Origin of the sequence: Streptomyces sp. NPDC052016, assembly GCF_044548445.1 — a bacterium.
Classification (GTDB): Bacteria; Actinomycetota; Actinomycetes; order Streptomycetales; family Streptomycetaceae; genus Streptomyces.
In genome coordinates, this window is the sequence record NZ_JBIUBX010000024.1 from 1 (window position 1) to 18,765 (window position 18,765).

At 71.5% G+C, this 18,765-nt stretch carries 16 protein-coding genes; 9 read left to right on the plus strand and 7 right to left on the minus strand.

Features of this window, described 5'->3' with window-relative positions; all coding sequences use genetic code 11:
- Positions 1-541 precede the first annotated feature (541 nt).
- Entirely contained in the window at positions 542-2,098 is a 1,557-nt protein-coding gene (locus ACIHAR_RS27400) for a polysaccharide lyase family 1 protein (RefSeq protein WP_400022371.1), read from the plus strand.
- A gap of 169 nt (positions 2,099-2,267) precedes the next feature.
- The gene (locus ACIHAR_RS27405) at positions 2,268-3,116 is read left to right on the plus strand and encodes an endo alpha-1,4 polygalactosaminidase (RefSeq protein ID WP_400022372.1); all 849 of its coding nucleotides are present in this window, start codon (positions 2,268-2,270) and stop codon (positions 3,114-3,116) included.
- Between the two features lie 43 nt (positions 3,117-3,159).
- Here the strand turns inward: ACIHAR_RS27405 and ACIHAR_RS27410 are convergent, their stop codons facing one another.
- The 5 genes from ACIHAR_RS27410 to ACIHAR_RS27430 form a co-directional block, all read right to left on the minus strand.
- Entirely contained in the window at positions 3,160-4,128 is a 969-nt protein-coding gene (locus ACIHAR_RS27410; RefSeq protein ID WP_400022373.1) for a glycosyltransferase family 2 protein, read from the minus strand.
- 140 nt (positions 4,129-4,268) lie between these two features.
- On the minus strand, positions 4,269-4,754 hold the full coding sequence (locus ACIHAR_RS27415) for a hypothetical protein (RefSeq protein WP_400022374.1): 486 nt from the start codon (positions 4,752-4,754) through the stop codon (positions 4,269-4,271).
- 157 nt (positions 4,755-4,911) lie between these two features.
- A complete protein-coding gene (locus tag ACIHAR_RS27420; RefSeq protein ID WP_400022375.1) occupies positions 4,912-7,311 on the minus strand; it encodes a glycosyltransferase in 2,400 nt (799 codons plus the stop codon).
- 194 nt (positions 7,312-7,505) lie between these two features.
- A complete protein-coding gene (locus ACIHAR_RS27425; protein WP_365453997.1) occupies positions 7,506-8,174 on the minus strand; it encodes a hypothetical protein in 669 nt (222 codons plus the stop codon).
- A gap of 343 nt (positions 8,175-8,517) precedes the next feature.
- On the minus strand, positions 8,518-9,003 hold the full coding sequence (locus ACIHAR_RS27430) for a DUF6083 domain-containing protein (protein ID WP_365453994.1): 486 nt from the start codon (positions 9,001-9,003) through the stop codon (positions 8,518-8,520).
- A gap of 193 nt (positions 9,004-9,196) precedes the next feature.
- On the opposite strand from ACIHAR_RS27430, the gene ACIHAR_RS27435 reads away from it, so the two are divergent.
- Positions 9,197-10,303, plus strand: a complete 1,107-nt coding sequence (locus ACIHAR_RS27435) for a hypothetical protein (RefSeq protein ID WP_400022376.1) — start codon at positions 9,197-9,199, stop codon at positions 10,301-10,303.
- Between the two features lie 108 nt (positions 10,304-10,411).
- Here ACIHAR_RS27435 and ACIHAR_RS27440 read toward each other — a convergent pair whose 3' ends face one another.
- Entirely contained in the window at positions 10,412-11,542 is a 1,131-nt protein-coding gene (locus ACIHAR_RS27440) for an FAD-dependent oxidoreductase (RefSeq protein WP_400022377.1), read from the minus strand.
- A gap of 153 nt (positions 11,543-11,695) precedes the next feature.
- On the opposite strand from ACIHAR_RS27440, the gene ACIHAR_RS27445 reads away from it, so the two are divergent.
- Positions 11,696-12,277 (plus strand): TetR family transcriptional regulator, encoded by a 582-nt coding sequence (locus ACIHAR_RS27445; protein ID WP_365453985.1) that lies wholly within the window; start codon positions 11,696-11,698, stop codon positions 12,275-12,277.
- A gap of 135 nt (positions 12,278-12,412) precedes the next feature.
- Positions 12,413-13,615, plus strand: a complete 1,203-nt coding sequence (locus ACIHAR_RS27450) for a hypothetical protein (RefSeq protein WP_400022378.1) — start codon at positions 12,413-12,415, stop codon at positions 13,613-13,615.
- A 202-nt stretch (positions 13,616-13,817) separates the two neighbouring features.
- Here the strand turns inward: ACIHAR_RS27450 and ACIHAR_RS27455 are convergent, their stop codons facing one another.
- Positions 13,818-14,243, minus strand: coding sequence for a VOC family protein (locus tag ACIHAR_RS27455; RefSeq protein WP_400022379.1), 426 nt, complete (start codon positions 14,241-14,243; stop codon positions 13,818-13,820).
- A gap of 289 nt (positions 14,244-14,532) precedes the next feature.
- Here ACIHAR_RS27455 and ACIHAR_RS27460 point away from each other — a divergent pair, with 289 nt between their 5' ends.
- From ACIHAR_RS27460 to ACIHAR_RS27475, 4 genes are all read left to right on the plus strand, one after another.
- Positions 14,533-14,841: a hypothetical protein gene (locus ACIHAR_RS27460; protein WP_365453976.1), complete on the plus strand. Its 309-nt coding sequence runs from the start codon at positions 14,533-14,535 to the stop codon at positions 14,839-14,841.
- 215 nt (positions 14,842-15,056) lie between these two features.
- The gene (locus tag ACIHAR_RS27465) at positions 15,057-16,163 is read left to right on the plus strand and encodes an AI-2E family transporter (protein ID WP_400022465.1); all 1,107 of its coding nucleotides are present in this window, start codon (positions 15,057-15,059) and stop codon (positions 16,161-16,163) included.
- Between the two features lie 134 nt (positions 16,164-16,297).
- On the plus strand, positions 16,298-17,500 hold the full coding sequence (locus tag ACIHAR_RS27470) for an MFS transporter (RefSeq protein ID WP_400022380.1): 1,203 nt from the start codon (positions 16,298-16,300) through the stop codon (positions 17,498-17,500).
- Entirely contained in the window at positions 17,497-18,315 is an 819-nt protein-coding gene (locus ACIHAR_RS27475; protein ID WP_400022381.1) for a class I SAM-dependent methyltransferase, read from the plus strand. The genes ACIHAR_RS27470 and ACIHAR_RS27475 overlap by 4 nt, the downstream gene beginning before the upstream one ends.
- The last annotated feature ends 450 nt before the right edge of the window (positions 18,316-18,765 follow it).

Below are 18,765 nucleotides of genomic sequence, written 5' to 3' on the forward strand. Positions count from 1 at the left end.
CCGCCGCCATCTGGCACAACGACCAGACCGGACAACCGACCCCCCGCTCACTGACCGCCTACGATCACTGACCCCTTGGAATAGATCATCTAGGGCCCGCCCGCCCTGGCCTCTGGCGACCGTTCCCGGCCAGGAGCGGAGCGGTGCCCTCCTGTCGCGGAAGACGATTCGTGTGGCGACAGACCTCTTGCCAGGCCACGGGGAGTCACCCTATCTTCCCGGGAAGAAAGCGCTTTCCCCGGGGCTGGGACCGTTCCGGGAAAGGCGGACGTCGCGGCGTTCGACGCGACGTGCGCACGAGCCGCCGGTGATCCGGCATGCCGACGAGGCGGACGCCCACCCGACAGCGTTCCGCCGGAGCCGGGGAGTCGACGCACCGCACCGCGGCGGCCTCCCGCTCGCGAAGAGAACAGCACGCGCACCGCAACACACCGCGACCTGCCGGCCTGCCCGGCGGCTGCCACGAACCGCCGACACCACCGTCGGCGGAGCCGTGGCGACTCCAGGCGTTCCGACGTCATGACGAATCAGGAGAAGCGAGATGAGACGACCAGTTGCCTTACGGCTTTCCGCCGCGTCGGCCGTGATGGCTGTCGCGGCCGCGGTCGGCGTGGCGCTGTCGATGCCCTCCGCGTCGGCGGCGACCGGCGGCGTGACCGGCTACGCGACCCAGAACGGTGGGACCACCGGCGGCGCCGGCGGGCAGACCGTGCGGGCCACCACGGGAACCGCGATCCACGCGGCGCTGTGCGGACGGGCCAGCAGCAGCACCCCGATCACCATCGAGGTCGAGGGGACCATCAACCACGGCAACACCGGCAAGGTGTCGGGCGGCAGTTGCAACACCGCCGCCGGAGTGATCGAACTCAAGCAGATCAGCAACGTGACCATCGTCGGCGTCGGCAGCGGAGCCGTCTTCGACCAGCTGGGCATCCACATCCGCGAGGCCAGCAACATCATCATCCAGAACGTGACGGTCCGGAACGTCAAGAAGTCGGGCTCGCCCACGTCCAACGGCGGCGACGCCATAGGCATGGAGAGCGACGTCCGCAACGTCTGGGTCGATCACGTGACCCTGGAGGCTTCGGGCGGGGAGGCGGAAGGATTCGACGGCCTCTTCGACATGAAGGACAACACCCAGTACGTGACGCTGTCGTACAGCATCCTGCGCAACTCCGGACGGGGCGGTCTCGTCGGGTCCAGTGAGAGCGACCTCTCCAACGGCTTCATCACCTACCATCACAACCGCTACGAGAACATCGACTCCCGGGCACCCCTGCTGCGCGGCGGAATCGCCCACATGTACAACAACCACTACGTGAGCCTCAACGAGTCGGGCATCAACTCCCGTGCCGGAGCCCGCGCCAAGGTGGACAACAACTACTTCGAGGACTCCAAGGACGTCCTGGGCACCTTCTACACCGACGCGGCCGGCTACTGGCAGGTGAGCGGCAACGTCTTCGACAACGTGACCTGGTCCAGCCCCGGCAGCGAGAACAACCCCGCCGGCCCCGATCCGCAGTCCAACACCACCGTCTCCGTCCCGTACTCCTACGTGCTCGACGACGCCCGTTGCGTACCGGACGTGGTGAGCCGGACCGCGGGCGCCGGCAAGGGCCTGCAGGTGTCGAACGGCAACTGCACGGCACAGACCCCGACATCGACCCCGAGCACCACCCCCACGTCGGCGTCGCCCACTCCCTCCTCGAGTCCGACCCAGCCCAGCGGAACCAACCTCAGCCTGGTGTCCGGAGCCGGGGCCGACGGATCCGGCAAGGCCAGTGGTACGAGCTACGGCAGTGTGCGGGACGGTGACATGAGCACCTACTGGTCGCCGGTCGGCTCGACCGGTTCCGTCTCGATCAAGTGGGGCTCCGCGACCGCCGTGTCCCGGATCGCGATCCGGGAGGCGTCCGGGGCGGTGGGCAGCATTGGCTCCTGGAGGATCCTCAACGCCGACAACGGCGCCGTCCTGGCCTCCGGAAGCGGGGCCGGAACCATCACCTTCCCGCGCACCTCCCTGAGCAAGATCACCTTCGAGATCACCAGCTCGACCGGCACTCCGAAGGTCGCCGAGTACGAGACCTACGACCAGTGACGGTCCGATCCGCAGGGTGAGCGGCATGCCATGCGCGGCCGGCGGCCCCGACCACGAGGGCCGCCGGTAGCATCGGTCGGACGGCCGACCCGGCCCCACGGGCGGGTGGTGAACCCGGCCCCTGGACCGCCGTGCCCTCCGCCCACTCTGCCGGGAGTCCGTACTGCCCATGAACATCGCCGGTGCCCCATCACGCCGGACCAGGGCGGCGCTGCTGGCGTCGGCCGCCGCCGTCTCGCTGCTCACCACGGCCTGCTCGGGTTCCACGGCCCCCGAACGCCTTCCGGCCCCGTCGAAGGTGACGCTTCCCCCCGCACCCGCGGACTTCGACTACCAACTCGGCGGTTCCTACACCCCGCCCGCCGGAACCTCCATCGTCGTCCGTGACCACACGGCGTCCCCCGCACCCGGCACCTACGGCATCTGCTACGTCAACGCCTTCCAGGCCCAGCCGGACGCGGAAGGGGAGTGGGACGACGACCTGCTGCTGCGCGACGCGGACGACGAGGTGGTCGTGGACGAGGACTGGGACGAGGCACTGCTGGACATCCGCACCGACTCCAAGCGCCGACGCGTCGCCGCGAAGGTGAACACCTGGATCGACACGTGTGCGGCCAAGGGTTTCCAGGCCGTCGAGCCGGACAACTACGACAGCTACACCCGCGCCCCCGCGGGCCTGTTGACCGCCGCCGACGCCAAGGCCTTCCTGACCCTCCTGGCGGACCACGCCCATGACAGGGGCCTGGCCATCGCGCAGAAGAACACCCCCGACCTGGCCCCCGACCGCGAGGAGGTGGGCCTCGACTTCGCCGTCGTGGAGGAGTGCGGCATGTACGACGAGTGCGACACGTATACGGCCGCCTTCGGCCCGCACGTCGTCGACATCGAGTACGACCGGCGCGGGCTGACCAAGGCCTGCGCCGGCTGGGACGGAAGGATCAGCATCGTCCTGCGCGACCTGGACGTGGTTCCCGCCGGCGATGCGGGTCACGTGCGGGAGACCTGCGACAGCGTGTGACCCCTTGTCAAGCGGCCCGCGGCCGGCGGCCTCCCGCCTCCGGTCAGACCGGGGCAGCCGCCGGGGCGTGCTCTTCCCCGGGAACGGACGGGCCGGCGATTCCGCCGCGAGCGGCCAGCGCCTTCTCCAGCCGGCGGATGTGGTAGTACTGCACGCGCGTCGTGCGCTGCAGGGCCATGACCGCGGCGAGGAACTGGTCCATCTCGGCGGCCCGGGTGAGGATGTCGTCGGGCACGTGCTCGTCCCGCAGACAGGCGTCCGCGTCCTGGGCGAGCACGGCGTGTGCCCAGCCACGCGTGATCGGCTTGAACGAGTCCGGGTGGTTGGCCACGATGCGGGCCCGGATGGCCAGGTCGTTCTCGGCGGCTTCCAGGTGCAGTCCGGTGTCCTTGTTGCGCGCCCCGAAGAGCGGCTCGTGGATGTGGTGGGCGTCGTAGCCGTGTTCCACGCAGCCGATCCAGAAGTCCCAGTCCTCCCCGGCCCGCATGGTCTCGTCGTACCCGCCCACGGTCTGCCACGCCTCGCGGCGGTACAGCGAGCAGTAGAACATGATGAGGCGCTGGAGCAGCAGTTCTCTGCTGTAGGCGGGGAGGGGCATCGCCTGCGGGGGCAGATCGTCGTCGGTGAAGGTGAACACGTCCGTCGAGGCGATGGCGATGCCCGGGTCGCCGTCGAGGACAGCGACGGTCTTCTCCAGCATCGTCGGCGCGATCACGTCGTCCGCGTCCAGCGGAAGGACGTAACGGCCGGCGCAGGCCTCGATGCCCGTGTTGCGTGCGGCGGAGACCCCGGCGTTGTCCTGTCGGAGCAGCCTGATGGACCGGTCGGGGTGGCGCGCGATCAGGTCCTCGGTCACCTCGACGGTGTTGTCGGTGCTGCCGTCGTCGACGATGACGAGTTCCCAGTCGTGGAACGTCTGGGCGAGGACGCTGGACACCGCCTCGGGCAGATAACGGGCGTAGTTGTGGCAGGGGATGACCACCGAGACCAGCGGGTCGGATCTGTGAGGCATGCGCCGCCCTTCGCTTCGCAACGGAACGGGGTGGGAGGAGGGTTCTGGGTGCGTCCGGCGGGATTCCGCGACGTCGGGCGCCGACGCCCCCCCCGGCCCTGCTGGAGGACCACGCCGTCGCGGACCGATCGGATCAGGTGCTAGACCAGGCGCAGTTGACGCCCGGGGCCGTGCTCATGGTGGTCGTCGTGGTCGTGGTTGCCCTGCCCCTGATGGTGCCCGTAGTCACAGATGGTGATGTTGCCCACCGGCGCACAGCAGTGGTGGTAGTCGGTGATGGTGACGTTGCCGATGGGCGTGCAGCAGTGCCCGTAGTCGGTGATGGTGACGTTGCCGATGGGGGTGCAGCAGTACCCGTAGTCGGTGATGGTGACGTTGCCGATGGGCGTGCAGCAGTGCCCGTAGTCGGTCACGGTGACGTTGCCTATGGGCGTGCAGGGGTGCCCGTCGCTCGGGGTGAGGGTGACGTCGCCGCCTATCGACTGTCCCTGGTGTCCGTAGGGTGCGGACGCCGTCGGCGTCTCCGAACCGAGGGAGGCCGCGTAGGCCGCCTCCGCGGTGTTGAGCAGTCCGGCGGTTGCCAGCGCGGCGGGGAGGGCCAGGGACGACATGACACGGGCTTTCACGGTGGGGCCTTTCTTTCGGTGACGGGGACCGCCCTCCGCGGCCGGTGAACGCCGAGGCGGGGGCAGCAGCCCCACCGTAGATTCATGTCGCTGACGGTGGCCAAATGATTACGCCATGTGGTGACCTCGGCCTCCGCTCCCGCCCCGGCCCCTACGGTCAGGACGACGACACGGCCCCGACCCTCCCCGGCTCCGTCGTGTGGTGGGGGTGGAGCACCTCCAGGTCGGGCAGCGCCCAGCAGGCCGTTCCCATGTCCCGGGCCATCGCGGCCAGCCCTTCGGTCTCGATGAGGTGCTGGTACGGGAAGGAGGGGAAGACCAGGCCGTCCCGGTGGAGGTCGGCGCGCACCAGCAGTGCGGTGCCGCCGACGGAGTCGACACGGATGAGGCCCTGCCCGCGCAGCTCGTCGAGGTACGTGCGGCCGAACCCCTTGGGCGGTTGCAGAATGCCGTCGCGCAGCCACCGCGACCAGTTCAGCGTGCCGGCGCCGGGGTGCAGGACGAAGGTGTTGAGGTCATAGGTGGGCCCACCGGGCGTCGTGGCGCAGTGCGGGACGACGATGTCCTTGCGCGCTCCGAGCAGGCGCTGCACGAGGTCGGCCGGGTAGGCGGTGACGTCCACGTCGAGCCACAGCACCCACTCCTCGTCGACGAGGGCCCGGGAGAGCAGATGGTTCCGCACCTTGGCCAGCACCGATCGGCGCCGACGCTGGATGCCGGGCTCCCAGCGGGGCCCCGCCGGCTGGAGTCCGAAGTCGCGGTGCACGAGGGTGACCCGCCGGTACTCCGCCTCGAGACCGGGCAGGACCTGCCGGAGCAGGTCGGGTGTGCCGTCCTGGCTGTCGCCCTCCAGAAGTCCCAGTGAGATCGCCCCGCGCGGGTAGTCGAGGGCGGAGAGGTTCTCCAGATAACCCGGCAGGAACGCCGCCGCGTCCTTGAGAGGAGTGAGCACCAGCACCGGGGGCCGCTCGCTCGCCGGTCCCGGAACCGGCTCGAGGCCCGTCCGGGGTCTGCGCTCGGAGGCGCGGGCGGCGGAACCCCGCTCGGCGTGGGCGATGTCCTCCGGCCCGACCGGCAGCCGGGTCGCCATGGCGAGCAACCGCTCGGCGTACGCGCCGGGTTCGGACCAGACCTCGGTCGCCACCTCGAAGTGCTCCGCGAAATGACCCTCGTCGAACGTGTTGCCGCCGTGACACACGTATGTGTACAGCTCGGGTGCGTCGACCGACACGACCCGGCAGGTGCGGGCCACCTCTTCCGCCACCGGGGTGTCCTCGCCCCGGCGCAGTGCCGGGTACTCCGGGAGCCGGTCCTTGGCGCACACCATCGACCCCTCCCACAGGCGTGCGCAGGAGTACGCGAGCCGGTGGCGGGCCGGCCACCACAGCCGTTCACGGGCCAGGAAGCAGGCGTCGGCGCCGAGCGCGAGAATCGCCGCCATCTGCGTCTCGACGCGCTCCGGGTCGTACAGGTCGTCGTCGTCCCACTGGCACACGTAGGACCCGGTGGCCCGCGCCACCGCCTCGTTGCGCAGCTCGCCCAACGGCCGCCCCTCGGCAGGGAGCCGGTGATGGCGGATCCTCGGATCGCCCAGCTCACGAAGGTGCCGCTCTACGGCGTCGTCCGTGCCGTCCTCCACGACGACCAGTTCCAGGTTCGGGTAGGTCTGCGCGCGGAAACACGTGATCGCGCGGCGGGCCGTCGACGAGCGGTCCTTCGTCACCATCAGGCACGACACCGTCGGCGCGGGCGCGCCCGACGCCCAGCGGCGCCGTTGCGCGTCCAGGTTGAGCAGGCCGTCGGCGAGCGGGTGCAGCTCCTGGCTCGCCCAGAACGGGTAGCGTTTGCCGGCCGACGTCCGCGGAGCCGCGGGGACGTCGCGCACCCAGCTGCCGGACCAGTGGTGCACGGCGTACGCATGGTCGTAGTCGACTTCCTGAGGACCGAACAACTCGGTCGCGTACGGGCTCACCTCCGGGTACAGGACCTCCGGACCGAGGACCGTGATCGTGGCGGGGTCCGGGGCGCTGTCGATCGCCCTGGTGAGGAAGAAGGGGCCTGTGACGTCCAGAGCGCCGGGCATCTTGTGGGCGCCGACCAGCTGTCGGTGCACATGGGCCCAGAAGGGGTGGCCCGGCCGTGACGCGATGAACGCGTTGCCGACGATACGGCTGAGTCCGCGTCGGCGGGCCAGCAGCAGCCCTGTGTGCGCCTGGGGCTCGCATCCCAGGACGAGTTCCCGGCCGTCGAGGATTTCGTCGACCGGACGCAGGCACTCGAAGTCCAGATCGACGTAAAGCCCGCCGAAATGGTCCAGCAGGAAATAGCGGATCGCGTCGGCCCGCATGATGGAGTCCGGGTAGCCGTCGTAGACCGGCAGGAACCACGGATAGTGCTCTTGGAGGAATGCGCGATTGTCCGCGTCGGTCCACAGGCGGTATCCCCAGCCCGGGTGATGCCGGCGCCATGAGTCGGCCCAGTCCTTCCAGTGGGCGGGTACGTCGGCGTCTTTCCAGGTCTGGTGGATCAGGGCCGGAATCTTCTGCTGCGTCCGCATTCGCCCAGTATGTCGATCCGTTCGACGGCGGGGATTTCCGGAAGGAGTCATCGATGGAACATTCACCCGGGCAGCCCCGGTACGAGTTCTGGCGGTGCCTGCAACCTCACAGCGTCAGCCCCGCGCGTGTGCGGCAACGGCCGTGAGGTGCCGCGGGCCTGCCCGGAACCCTTCGTCAGGCAGGCCGGGGCTGCTTACCGAGCGTCCTGTTCCTGACCCGTTGCTTCCTGGCCCGTTGCTTCCGGGTCCCTGACCTCCTGGCCCGCGGTCGCGGCGGGTGCGTCGGCCGTCGTGTAGAAGACGGACGTGCCCTGCTTGGTGCGCTGGGCGTGGTTCTTGGCGACCAGTCCCTCAAGAGTGGTGCGCACGACGGTCGTCTTGACGCCGCGCTCGGGATGCTGCTGCCCCAGTGACTGGGCGATCTCGGCCGCGGAGCGCGGTTCGCTCTGCTCGGCCAGGTGCGCGCGCACCAGGGAGACGAGCGAGGACTGGGCCGGCTCGGCGGCTGCCTTGCGGGTCGGCTTCTTCTTGCCGGCGGGCTTGGGGGTCGCCGGGCTGGACTCCTTGGACTTCGTCCGCCGCGAGGTGGGTTGTGCGGCCGCGGCCTTCTTCCGGTTCCGCGGAGCGGGCAGCGTTGCCACGGGTTCGGCCGCGGTGGACGGGGGCGAGAGCTCGACACCGAGGGCCTGCTGGACGTTCAGCAGCACGGAACGGTCCTGCTCCAGTGACGCCAACTGCCCCTGCAAAGCCGCGATTTCACCGGCGATACGCTCCTGCTCCTTGAGGTTGCGCTCCAGGTCACCGGCCACCTGCGCCGCGTACTGGGTGGTTACCCCGCTTGTCTGGGTCGTGGTCTCGGACATGACTTTCACGCTCCTTCATGAGACCCCACGGGGTTGTGGGGTCGGGAACCCGTGACGTAGCGGGAAGCGGTGTGCAGTCTCGAACCCTGCTGCGAACGACAGCCGTTGCCGCTGTGCCGCTGTGTCGTAGTGATACCACGGATCTGAGGTGAGTTGTTCTCTTCTGCAAGGCCCGCGAAGCCGCAGTCGGCGCGCTCGCCGCCGTATGCCGGGACTGCGGCGTCGGCCTCTGCACCGCGCCGGCAGCGGCTGTTGAGGATGCTTGCCGGACACGCCGCCCCGGGCCACCACCTGATCCCTGCACCAGCCGCAGGTGTCATCACGTCATCGTCGTAAGGTCCGATCAGCCTGCGTCCGGCCACTGCCGACGAGGCGACGCGTCGGCCTGGCGTCGTGCCCGGCGGGCGTTGTCGGCGCGGAGGGCGTCCAGCCACCGCCACAGCGCCAACTCCTCGCGTGTGAGCCCCGGGCAGGTGATCCGATGCGGGATCCGGCACTCAGCGCCCGGCCGGGGTTCGTCCTCGCCGGCGTTCCATGCCGTGTTGCCGGAGTCGACGTACCAGCGGTGCCACGTCGGCACCCTGTGTGCGGGCACGGAGAGGCCGGGCTCGAGGAGGACATGGGCACCGTAGTAGGTGGCGTGCCGGTCCGCGGTGAGGCCGCAGTGCGGGCAGATCGGCGGCGCCGGCGGCTCCGGGCCGGTGGCGCCTTCGGCAACGGCCTGTGCGCGGTCGGTGTGCTGCCACGGCTGCGGCGTGTGGGCCGGCGGCTGTCGGTCACTGTCCGGGCCGGGCAGCGGGATGATGCTCGACTCCTCTGACTCCCCCATGGTGCGAGGGTGCGGGCGGTGCCCGGCGGCTGGACAGGGCGCGATCCGGGCGCAACGGAAGCAGAGGGGTCGCGCACGCGAGCAGGGGAGCGGTTCGCGCCCTGCGGCAGGGAAGTCGCCGTACGGCGGGGCCCTGAACGCGAAGTAGGGTGATCGCGTCGCGAACTGAACATCGGAAAGCACGGGGGTGCACATGCGGAGGCGCAGCGGGCTGGTCGGCATGGCCGGGGCCGGAGTACTCGCGCTGGTCGTGACGGCGTGCGGGGCGGAAGGTGCGGGGTCGGGCGGCAGCGGCGCGGGCACGGGTTCCGGCAAGGGAAACGGCACATCCGCGGCGCCGGAGGCACTGCCGGTCGAGACGACCGTCCGGCCGGCGGCGTGGACCAGCCAGAGCACGACACACCAGCTGAAGATCGCCCCCAAGCGGCTCGCGCGCGGTACGGCCGCCGACCTCGACAACGTCCGCCTGGACGAGGACCTCGAGGGCATGGTCCCCTACTACCTCACCGTCGGCTACACCAACACCGGTTCGGTCGCGCTGAAGCGGCCCGGTCCCGAGGCCGGCTTCACCGTCACCCTCGCCGACGGCACACCGGGCAAGGCCGTCTCCCTGTGGAACATGAACCCCCTGGCCACCGCCTCCGGGCCGGGCCTGCCGGACCACTGCGACGAGGGCGGGCCCGCCTCCGTCGCCGCGGGCGGCACGGCCACCGTGTGCCGACTGGTGCTGATGCCCGAGGGACGCACGCCCGCCACGGTCGCCTACACCGACGAGGCCGGGGACACCCTGCTGTGGAAGGTCGGTGACGGAAAGGGCGATGCCACAGGCCTGCTGGCCGCGGGAACGACCGCCAACTCGTCGTGGAAGGACGTCACCACCAAGGGCGACGCCGTACCGATCCGCGTCACCCCGAAGCAGGTGCGGGCCGGGGCCCTCGCCGACCTCGGCGACTACGACCTGAGCACCGACCGGAAGAATCTGGTGCCCTGGTACGTGACCATGGAATACCGCAACGACGGCACGCAGAAGCTCCTCCCGGCCATGGACGACGGCGTGGGCCTGCGCAGCGCCGCGGGGCGCGATGTGCAGCCGCTGTCCTTGCTCGACTGGTCTCTCTCCGCCGGTGAGGGGGAGGGCATCGACCAGTGCCGCGGCAGCGTCCCCAACACCCGCTTGCAGCCCGGCTCGACGCTGACCCTGTGCACGATCCACCTGCTGCCCGAGGGCGACCGTCCGGCAGCGGTGTCCTTCACGAGTGAAGAGGCGCGGGTGAAGTCGCTGTCCTGGCGGGCGGGTTAGCCCGCGCGGACCGGGTGTGCGGGGCGGGCCGGCGGCGACTCCCCGCCCGAGCTGTCCGCGTGGCAGCTCAGGCCCTGCATCGGTGCGGGTGTGGGTCCAGGCGTGGGTTCAGCGGTAGTTGAGCTCCGCGAGCTCGGTGGCGAGCTTCCTGGGCATGCCGGTGTGGCTCAGCAGGGGGAGTGCCAGGTTGCGGGCTCCGCGGACCAGAGGATGGCGGGCGGTGGCCACGCGGGTCATCCGGTCGGTGAAGGCGACCACCCGCTGGGCGACGGGTCGGGGCTGCGCCTCGTAGCCGTCGAGTGCCCCGGCGGCCAGGGCCCGCCCGAGGGCGTAGCCGTCCTGGATGCCGGTGTTCATCCCCTGGCCGCCTGCGGGGCTGTGGACGTGTGCGGCATCGCCGGCCAGCAGCAGGCGGCCCGCCCGGTAGTGGTCGGCGACCCGGTGGTGCACCCGGAACCGTGAGGACCAGGCGCACTCGGTGACCTTGGCCTGGCCCGGGGCGCGCGCGTCGAGGATCTGCTGGACGAAGGCGAGATCGGGAGCGGCGGGCGCGTCGTCCACGGTGGCGACGACTCGGTAGTGGCCGCCGGGAAGCGGGGCGACGACGGTGAGGCCCGCCGTACCGAAGGTCAGCGAGACCTCGCCGGGGCCGGGAGTCCACTCCATCGCGACGTCCGCGAGCACGAAGGACTCGCCGTAGGCACCGCCGCTGAAGCCGATGCCCGCCGCTTCCCGCACGGTGCTGTGCATCCCGTCGGCGCCGACGGCGTACCCGGCGCGCAGCGTTTCACCGGTGCTCATCGTGAGAGTCACGCCGTCCTCGTCCTGCACGGCGGAGGCGACCTCGTAGGCGCGGTGGACATCGCCGCCGAGCGCCCGCAGCCGGGCCAGGAGCACGCTCTCGGTCTCGTACTGGGGGACCATCAACGTGTACGGGTGAGGCGTGGGCAACGTGTCGAACGGCACGGTGAGCAGTCGGCGCGAGCCGTCGCGGACGGCGAACCGGGTGATCTTGACACCGCGCGCGATCAGTTCGGCGGAGGCGCCCAGCTCGTCCAGGACCTCCAGGGTGCGGGCGTGCACGACGGCGGCGCGCGAGGTGTTGGCGCCCTCCGCCAGCCGGTCCAGGAGGATGAAGTCGATCCCGGACGAGGCGAGCGTGACGGCGAGCGCGAGACCGGTCGGGCCGCCGCCGACGATGGCGACCTCGGTGCGGGCGGGCAGGGCGCTGGCGTTCATGGCGGAGCCTTCCTTTCTCGGCGGGAAGCAGGTCGACTCTTGCGACGGAAGCAGGCCAACACCTGTTTGCCAACAAATGTTGGCCAACACCCGTTGACAGGATGCCCGGATCGGAACTGGAAAGTCAACAGGTGTTGGCCTACAGTCGTTGGCATGAGCTCGGAATCGGAGATCACCCCCACGGACAGGCGTTCCGACCGGACCAAGGCCGCGATCCTGCGCGCCGCGCGTGAACGCTTCGCCGCCCAGGGCTACGAACGCACCACCATCCGCGCCGTGGCCTCGGACGCAGGCATCGACGCGTCGATGGTCATGCGCTACTTCGGCAACAAGGAGCAGCTCTTCGACGCCGCCCTGGCCATCGACCTGCGACTGCCCGACCTCACCACCGTTCCCGCCGAGGAACTGGCACGGACGCTGGTACGGCACTTCCTCGCACGCTGGGAGGGCGACCCCGCCGACGACGCGCTGCTGGTCCTCCTGCGCTCGGCGGTCACCAACGAACGCGCCGCCGCGCGGATGCACGAGATCTTCGCGGCGCAGGTGGCCCCGGCGCTGGCCGCCGCCCTGGGTCCCGAGCTCGCCGCACGCCGGGCCGGCCTGGTCTCCGCCCAGCTCCTGGGCCTCGGGCTCACCCGCTACCTGCTGCGTCTCCCGGCCGTGACCGCCCTGCCGACGGAGGAGATCGAAGACGCCCTGGCCCCGGCCGTGGAGGCCGTTCTCGCTGCCGAGTAGGGCGAGGCCTCTCCACGGGCGCCGGGCCGACTCTGTCCGGGACAAGGTGATCGTGCCTGGTGGGGGAGGGGAAGAGTGTCCCGGACAGGCGGGAGGGTGCCGAACCGTCGCCTCCGCTCCTACCGTTCCCTGGCCATGGACACCACACGGAGAGCGTTACTCAAGGGCATGGCCGCGGCCCCCCTCCTGGCCACGGCGGGCGGGCTGCTGACGCCCGCCGGCGCCCACGCGGCGCCGGAGACCGAGTTCGTCCTGCAGCGGGTCGACCGCGTGGGACCGCCCCTGCTCAGCAGCTGGCCCGACGCGATCGACAGCCTCTCGCGCAGGCTGCGCGACGTGGAGCTGGCCAGGCACGTGCTCGCAGGGGCGAGGAGCAGGGGCGTACGGGTCACCGACTGGCACGGAGCGAGACCGAGCAACCTGGACTACGGCTTCGCGTGGGACCCGGCGACCCAGGACGGTACGACGGCGGCGTGGTACCCGCAGGGCATGACGACCAGCTACGACGCCTACGGCGGCAGGCTGCCGGCCAGCGATGAGAAGGTCGCCGCCGTGTCCTGGTACGCCAAGGGCAACCAGGCCCACAAGGGTGCCCGGATCACCTTCGTCGACGTCACCGACGACCCTCGGCGGCCGAAGTACCGGCACGTCTTGCTCGTCGAGCCGGTCAAGGCGCAGGGCAGGCGGGCCGACTTCGAGCCGGTGAAGTTCCACGCCGGAGGCATCGCCTGGTACGGCAAGTGGCTCTACGTCGCCAACACGCGCTACGGCCTCAGCGTCTTCGACACCACCAGGATGTTCCAGGTCTCCGCGGGCGACTGGTGCGGCTACAACTCCGCGAGGAGGACCTACGCCGCCTTCAACCACCGGTACGTGCTGCCGATGCACCACATCTACGACAACGCCGGGGACCGGCTGACGTTCTCGCAGGTGGCTCTGGACCGGTCGCCGGGGTTCGTCCCGTCGCTCGTGGTCAGCGAGTACCGGGGCGCCGACCCGAACGGCAGGGCGGTGCGCTGGAACCTCGACGGGGCGGGAGAGATCGCCGACGTCCGGACCAAGCTGCACTGGACCCTGCAGAGGGCCCGGGTCCAGGGAGCGGTCACCGTCGGAAACACCACGGCCTACTACTCGGCCAACCGCGGAGAGGAAGGCGGCCCCCGCCGGCAGGGCGATCTGTGGCGCCAGGCACCGCTCGGCCACCCGATGGGCGACACACCGGCCGCCCGGCTGTCGCTGGGTCCGGAGGATCTCAGCTACGACGTGCACTCCGGCGGCTCCCTGTGGTCGCTCGGCGAGCACGTCAGGCGCCGGAGCGTCTACCGGGTGACCGTCTGACCGATCGCGGGAAGGACGCCGGCTTCGTCGCCGCCCGCGGGACGCTGCTCCCGGTTCCTCACCGGCCCGGCCCCGGTGAGGAACCGGCAGCCGCTCTTCGGTCCCCGTCCGACCGGGCCGTTTCGGCGTGCCGGCCGACGCAGCGCCCGTCCCACCAGCGGGCAGCCACCCGGCTCACCGCACCGGCGTCGCGCCGCGATGCTCAGACGACCGGCTCGCCGATGCCCAGCAGGTTTCCCTCGCTGTCACGGAACCAGGCGGCGCGTTCCCCGCGCGCGCCCTTGCTCGGGTAGTTCCCGTCGATCTCGGCGATCCCGTCCCTCGTCCGGAACCCGGGCACGTCCACCTCTTCGAACACCACACCGCGCCGCCTCAGTTCCGACACGGCCGTCTCGACGTCCTCGACCTCCCACCCCATCTGGGTGAAGGTGCCGGACGAGGCTCCCGTCGACGTGTAGACGGCGAACTCCGTGCCCCCGCACCGGTACAGCAGCCCACCGGGCCGTTCGTCGACGGGCTCCAGACCGAGCTGCTCCGCGTAGAAACGCCGCGCCCGCTCCAGGTCCTGCGCCGGAAGTCTGGTCGCCACGCGTCCCCGGGCCAGCATGTTCCTCTCCTGCGCGCTCATGCCCCCACTGTGCCGCGCGCCGGGCGGAAGGGACGCCGTACGGGCGCGTGTCACGGCGTGGGATACGCACTCGGCCCACCGGCGTCCCGCTCTCGGGAGAATCCGTGGATCCGCCGGGATCCCTGGGTAGTCACTCCGTCGAAAGTTGATCTGGGGGAGGGGCATGGCAGTCTGGGATGCGATCGCTGCCACAAGTGGTGTGGTCAGTGCGGTAGTTGTCACAGTGGCCTGCGGTTACGCGGCAGCGCAGGTGCGAGAGGCCCGGCAGGCCCGAGCGTTGCAGACGCTCATGGCTCTGCACCAGGAGTACCAGGCGCCGGCCCTGCGCCGACTACGGCGACGCATCCTCAACGGGGAGATCGCCGACGGGGAGGTGCTGCCGGCGGATGACAGAGAGTGCCTTGACGACCTGCTGCAGAAGCTGGAACTCGTGTCCTTCCTCGTCAGCCGCCGCCTGGTGCAACTCGACGACGTGGTGGAGCTGTTTCCGAGCGTCCCGACGATCGTCGCCAAGGTCCAGTCGCACATCGACCGGCGCCGCCTCACGCAGGCCCAGTACGCACGGCACGCGGTGGCGCTGGCGGCCCGCTACCCATGACGCGTACACCGCGGGAGGCGGAGGGCTGCGGGCTCGTCACCGGCGCTGAACGGATCCGGATGCCGTAGGCGGGGCCGCAGGGCCTCCGACGGTGGCGGCTGCCACCGCTGGCCCGCGACGCCCGCTACGCCCGATCGGTGTCTCCGGCCGTGCCTTCAGGGGAATCGGGGGCCGACCGGGGGGTGTGTCGGGCGGCGGGTGGTACGAGCATGGCAATGTCCACCCAGCCCGATCCGCCCCCGTCGTCGCTCGGACGCACGAGCGGTGGGGAGACGCGTGTGCCGGGCATGCTGCGGACCGCCGCGGCATACGCCTGGCGGATCCTCGTCGTCGGCGTGGTCGTCCAGGCGGCCTTCGCCGTGCTGGGGCAGTTCCACCGCATCGCCGTCGCCGTCTTCCTCGGCCTGGTCGTCACCGCTGTGCTCCGGCCCGTGGCCGGTCTCCTGGCACGGGTCATGCCCAGGTCGCTCGCCGTCGTCGTCGCGTTCGTCGCCGGCATCGTCGTCGTGCTCGGCGGGCTGGCCCTGGTGGGCGAGACCGTCGCCGAACAGCGCACCGGGCTGGAGCGGGAGTTCGTGTCGGGGGTCGACCGGATCGAGCGTCAGCTGGAGGAGCCCCCGTTCCGGCTCGACCCGGGAGCGCTGGACGACATCCAGTCCCGCATCGGCCGGCTCCTGTCGAGCCACCGTTCCACCGTCATCAGTACGGCCCTCAGCGGCGCCGGCCGGCTCCTCGAAGTACTGACCGTGCTCGCCCTCGCGCTGTTCTGCTCGGTCTTCTTCACCCACTCCGGCGACCGGCAGTGGCGCTGGTTCTGCGAGCAGCTGCCCGCGGCGGCGCGCGACCGGGTCACCGTGGGGGGCGGGGCCGCCTGGCGGACCTTCACCGGCTACACGCACGGCATCCTGCTGGTGGCCGCGACCAACGCGGTCCTCGTGGGCATCGCCCTGATCCTGCTCGGCGTGCCGCTCGCCGTGCCGCTGGCGCTCCTGGAGTTCTTCGCCGCCTTCATCCCGTTGATCGGCTCGCCGATCGCCCTCGCGGTCGCAGCCGTCGTCGCGCTGGCGTCCAAGGGAGCGCTGACCGCCGCGGTCGTCGTGCTGCTGATCGTGGTCATCGGGCAGATCGAGGGGCATCTCCTGCACCCGATCGTGATGAGCTGGGCCGTCCGGCTGCATCCGGTGGTGGTCGCCCTGTCGGTCGTCGGCGGAGCGGTCGCGGCCGGGGTGGTCGGTGCGGTGGTGGCCGTGCCCTTGGTGGCCGTGATGTGGGCCGTGCACCAGGCGCTGCGGCGCCGTTCGGGTGACGCGGCAGAGACCTGAGCCGCCCGCTCACCGCGGACGACGGGCGGACAGCGGCGTCCTTGTCCGGCCGGCGGTGACGGCGTCCCTTTCCCGCAGGCGGTGCGGGGCGGGCGTCGGTGGCGGCCTCCCCGTGACGGTTCTAGCTTCGGATCATGGATGCGACGAGTGGCGGGCCGGCTGCGGGGGCGGCCGGCCTGTCGGCCCGGCTGGTCGCCCTGGCGTGGCTGACTCAGTTCCTCGTAGGGACGGACCTGTTCGTGGTGGCGCCCTTGCTTCCGGCCGTCGCCGCGTCGTTCGGCGTCTCCGCTGCCAGTACCGGCCTGCTCGTCACGGCCTTCTCCGTCGCCTACGTGGTGGCGTCACCGTTCGCCGGCCGGCTCTCCGACCGTCGGGACCGTGCGACGGTGCTGGTGTGGGCCCTGGTGCTGTTCTCGGTGGCCAATGCCGCCACCGCGCTGGCGCCGGACTTCCTCTCGCTGCTGCTGGCCCGTGTGGTGGCGGGTGTCGCGGCCGCCGCCACCGGGCCCACCGTGTACGCGCTGGTCAGTTCCCGTGCCCGCCCGCAGGCACGGGCCCAGGTGCTGGCCGTGGTGGGGTCGGGCCTGCTGACCGCCCTGTGGGTGGGTGCTCCGGCGGGGGCCCTCTTGGGCCGGCACGTGGGCTGGCAGGCCGCCTTCGTCATCCTCGCCGCGGGCACGTTGCTGCTGGCCCTGCCGCATGCGCGCGTCTGGCGGTCCGGGCCGCGGGCCGCGAAGCACGTGCCGAAGGCGCCGGTGCGTGGCGGTCGCACGGGAGCCGGCGCCGTGGTGTCCGCGGTGGCGGTCACCGGCCTGTGGGCCTTCTCCGTCTACAGCCTGTACACCTTCCTCAGCGTGGCGCTGCACGCCGACGGCAGGGCGACCGCCGTGGCGTGGCTGCTCGTGGTGTACGGGGTCGGGGCCGTCGCCGGCGGCCAGGTGGGCGGCAGGTTCGCCGACCGGGCGGGCGCGGTACGGGTCACCAGGACGGCACTGGCCCTGACGGCCGCACTGGAGGCCACGGTGGCGCTGGTCTACCCGGTCACCTGGGCCCTGGCCTGTGCCCTGGGGCTCTTCGCGTTCGCCGGATACGCGTTCTTCCCCGCCCAGCAGCGACATCTGGCCGACATGTTCCCCGAGCGGGCGACCGCGATGCTGTCGTGGAACAACAGCGCGCTGTTCGTCGGACTGTCCCTGGCGGGCGCCGTCGGAGGCCGGATCGTGCACGCCCTCGGCTATCCGGAGCTGCTGTACATCGGGGCCGCCGCGGCCGTGCCGGCGTGCCTGATGGCCCGCGGACGGCCGGTTCGCCGGCACGGACAGGAGGCCCGGGCATGACCGGTACGCACTCCCAGGACGGGGAGCAGGCCGGCGGCGGCCGGTACGGGAAGGACCTGTTCGAACCGGAGCATCCGCACGAGGCCGAGCGGATCGACGCCGCTGCCCTGGTGTACGACCCGGTCACGACACGCCGCCTCAAGGCGCTGGGCGCGGGCCCGGGCCGGCGCTGCCTGGAGGTCGGCGCCGGGACCGGAACGGTGGCGCGCTGGCTGCTGGAGGAGGCGGGTGTCGACGAAGTGGTCGCCCTGGACAGGGACACCGGGCCGCTGGCCGGCCTCGCGGGTCCGCGGCTGCGGGTGGTCGAAGCCGACCTCACCGACGAGAGCCTGCGACCGGGCGGCTTCGACCTGGTCCACGCCCGCTTCGTCCTGATGCACCTGCCCGAACGGCGCCGGCTGATCTCACGGCTCGCCGGCTGGCTGAACCCCGGCGGCTGGCTGGTGCTCGGCGATGCCGTGGAGCTGCCCGACGTCCTCGACACCTCCTCCGCCTACCGGCGGACCATGGACGCCATGTGGCAGGCGCTGAGGGCGACGATCGGCACCGACACCTCCTCCGTGCCGGCGTACCCGCACTTCCTGCGGGAGGAGGGCCTGCGGAGCGTCGCCGCGGACCTGTTCTGCCCGCCACTGGTCGCGGGCGGTCCCCTGGCCCGTTTCTGGTCGGAGACCTGGAGCCGGATGCGGCCCGCGCTGGAGGCGACCGGCCGGGTCGACGCCGGCGTCGTCGAGGAGGCCTTGGCGTACCTGGCCTCGCCGCGCCTCGCCGAGCTCGGGCCGGGCATGGCGATGACCTGGGGGCAGCGGCGCTGAGGCCACGCGAAGTGCGGGCCGTTCGAGTGCTGCAATGGCTTGCGGGCGAGCCGGGCGCGGGCCGCCCGGCCGCCCGCCCGATCGGTCGAGGCGCTGCTGCCCGGCCCCGGCCGCACCGCGCCGCCGGGGGACGGGTCGGCCGGGCCGCCGTGAAGGGGCGTCGCCGGGACCGAGGGCTGCGGCCTCGCCGACTGCCCGGACTCCCACGGCCCCCACTCCCCGGCCGACTGCCCGGACTCCCACGGCCCCACTCCCCGGAAGACGACGTCCCGTGCCGAGCACCGGCAGGCGACCGGGCAGCCGAGACCGGGCCCGACCGGGCGCAAATCCTTCACTGCTCTGCGCGACCCGGGCGCTCCCGGCGCGGGATCCCTCGTCCACGGTGATTGTGTGACCGTGCGACCACGGGCCAGGGCCGGGGCGACCGTGCCGCCAGGGGAGGACGGAGTC

What these genes read in the sequence shown, in the direction of transcription:
- ACIHAR_RS27400 (WP_400022371.1), top strand. Translation starts at nt 542, where the DNA reads ATGAGACGACCAGTTGCCTTACGGCTTTCCGCCGCGTCGGCCGTGATG.
- ACIHAR_RS27405 (WP_400022372.1), top strand. Translation starts at nt 2,268, where the DNA reads ATGAACATCGCCGGTGCCCCATCACGCCGGACCAGGGCGGCGCTGCTG.
- ACIHAR_RS27410 (WP_400022373.1), bottom strand. Translation starts at nt 4,128, where the DNA reads ATGCCTCACAGATCCGACCCGCTGGTCTCGGTGGTCATCCCCTGCCAC.
- ACIHAR_RS27420 (WP_400022375.1), bottom strand. Translation starts at nt 7,311, where the DNA reads ATGCGGACGCAGCAGAAGATTCCGGCCCTGATCCACCAGACCTGGAAA.
- ACIHAR_RS27425 (WP_365453997.1), bottom strand. Translation starts at nt 8,174, where the DNA reads ATGTCCGAGACCACGACCCAGACAAGCGGGGTAACCACCCAGTACGCG.
- ACIHAR_RS27430 (WP_365453994.1), bottom strand. Translation starts at nt 9,003, where the DNA reads ATGGGGGAGTCAGAGGAGTCGAGCATCATCCCGCTGCCCGGCCCGGAC.
- ACIHAR_RS27435 (WP_400022376.1), top strand. Translation starts at nt 9,197, where the DNA reads ATGCGGAGGCGCAGCGGGCTGGTCGGCATGGCCGGGGCCGGAGTACTC.
- ACIHAR_RS27440 (WP_400022377.1), bottom strand. Translation starts at nt 11,542, where the DNA reads ATGAACGCCAGCGCCCTGCCCGCCCGCACCGAGGTCGCCATCGTCGGC.
- ACIHAR_RS27445 (WP_365453985.1), top strand. Translation starts at nt 11,696, where the DNA reads ATGAGCTCGGAATCGGAGATCACCCCCACGGACAGGCGTTCCGACCGG.
- ACIHAR_RS27450 (WP_400022378.1), top strand. Translation starts at nt 12,413, where the DNA reads ATGGACACCACACGGAGAGCGTTACTCAAGGGCATGGCCGCGGCCCCC.
- ACIHAR_RS27455 (WP_400022379.1), bottom strand. Translation starts at nt 14,243, where the DNA reads ATGAGCGCGCAGGAGAGGAACATGCTGGCCCGGGGACGCGTGGCGACC.
- ACIHAR_RS27460 (WP_365453976.1), top strand. Translation starts at nt 14,533, where the DNA reads ATGGCTCTGCACCAGGAGTACCAGGCGCCGGCCCTGCGCCGACTACGG.
- ACIHAR_RS27465 (WP_400022465.1), top strand. Translation starts at nt 15,057, where the DNA reads ATGTCCACCCAGCCCGATCCGCCCCCGTCGTCGCTCGGACGCACGAGC.
- ACIHAR_RS27470 (WP_400022380.1), top strand. Translation starts at nt 16,298, where the DNA reads ATGGATGCGACGAGTGGCGGGCCGGCTGCGGGGGCGGCCGGCCTGTCG.
- ACIHAR_RS27475 (WP_400022381.1), top strand. Translation starts at nt 17,497, where the DNA reads ATGACCGGTACGCACTCCCAGGACGGGGAGCAGGCCGGCGGCGGCCGG.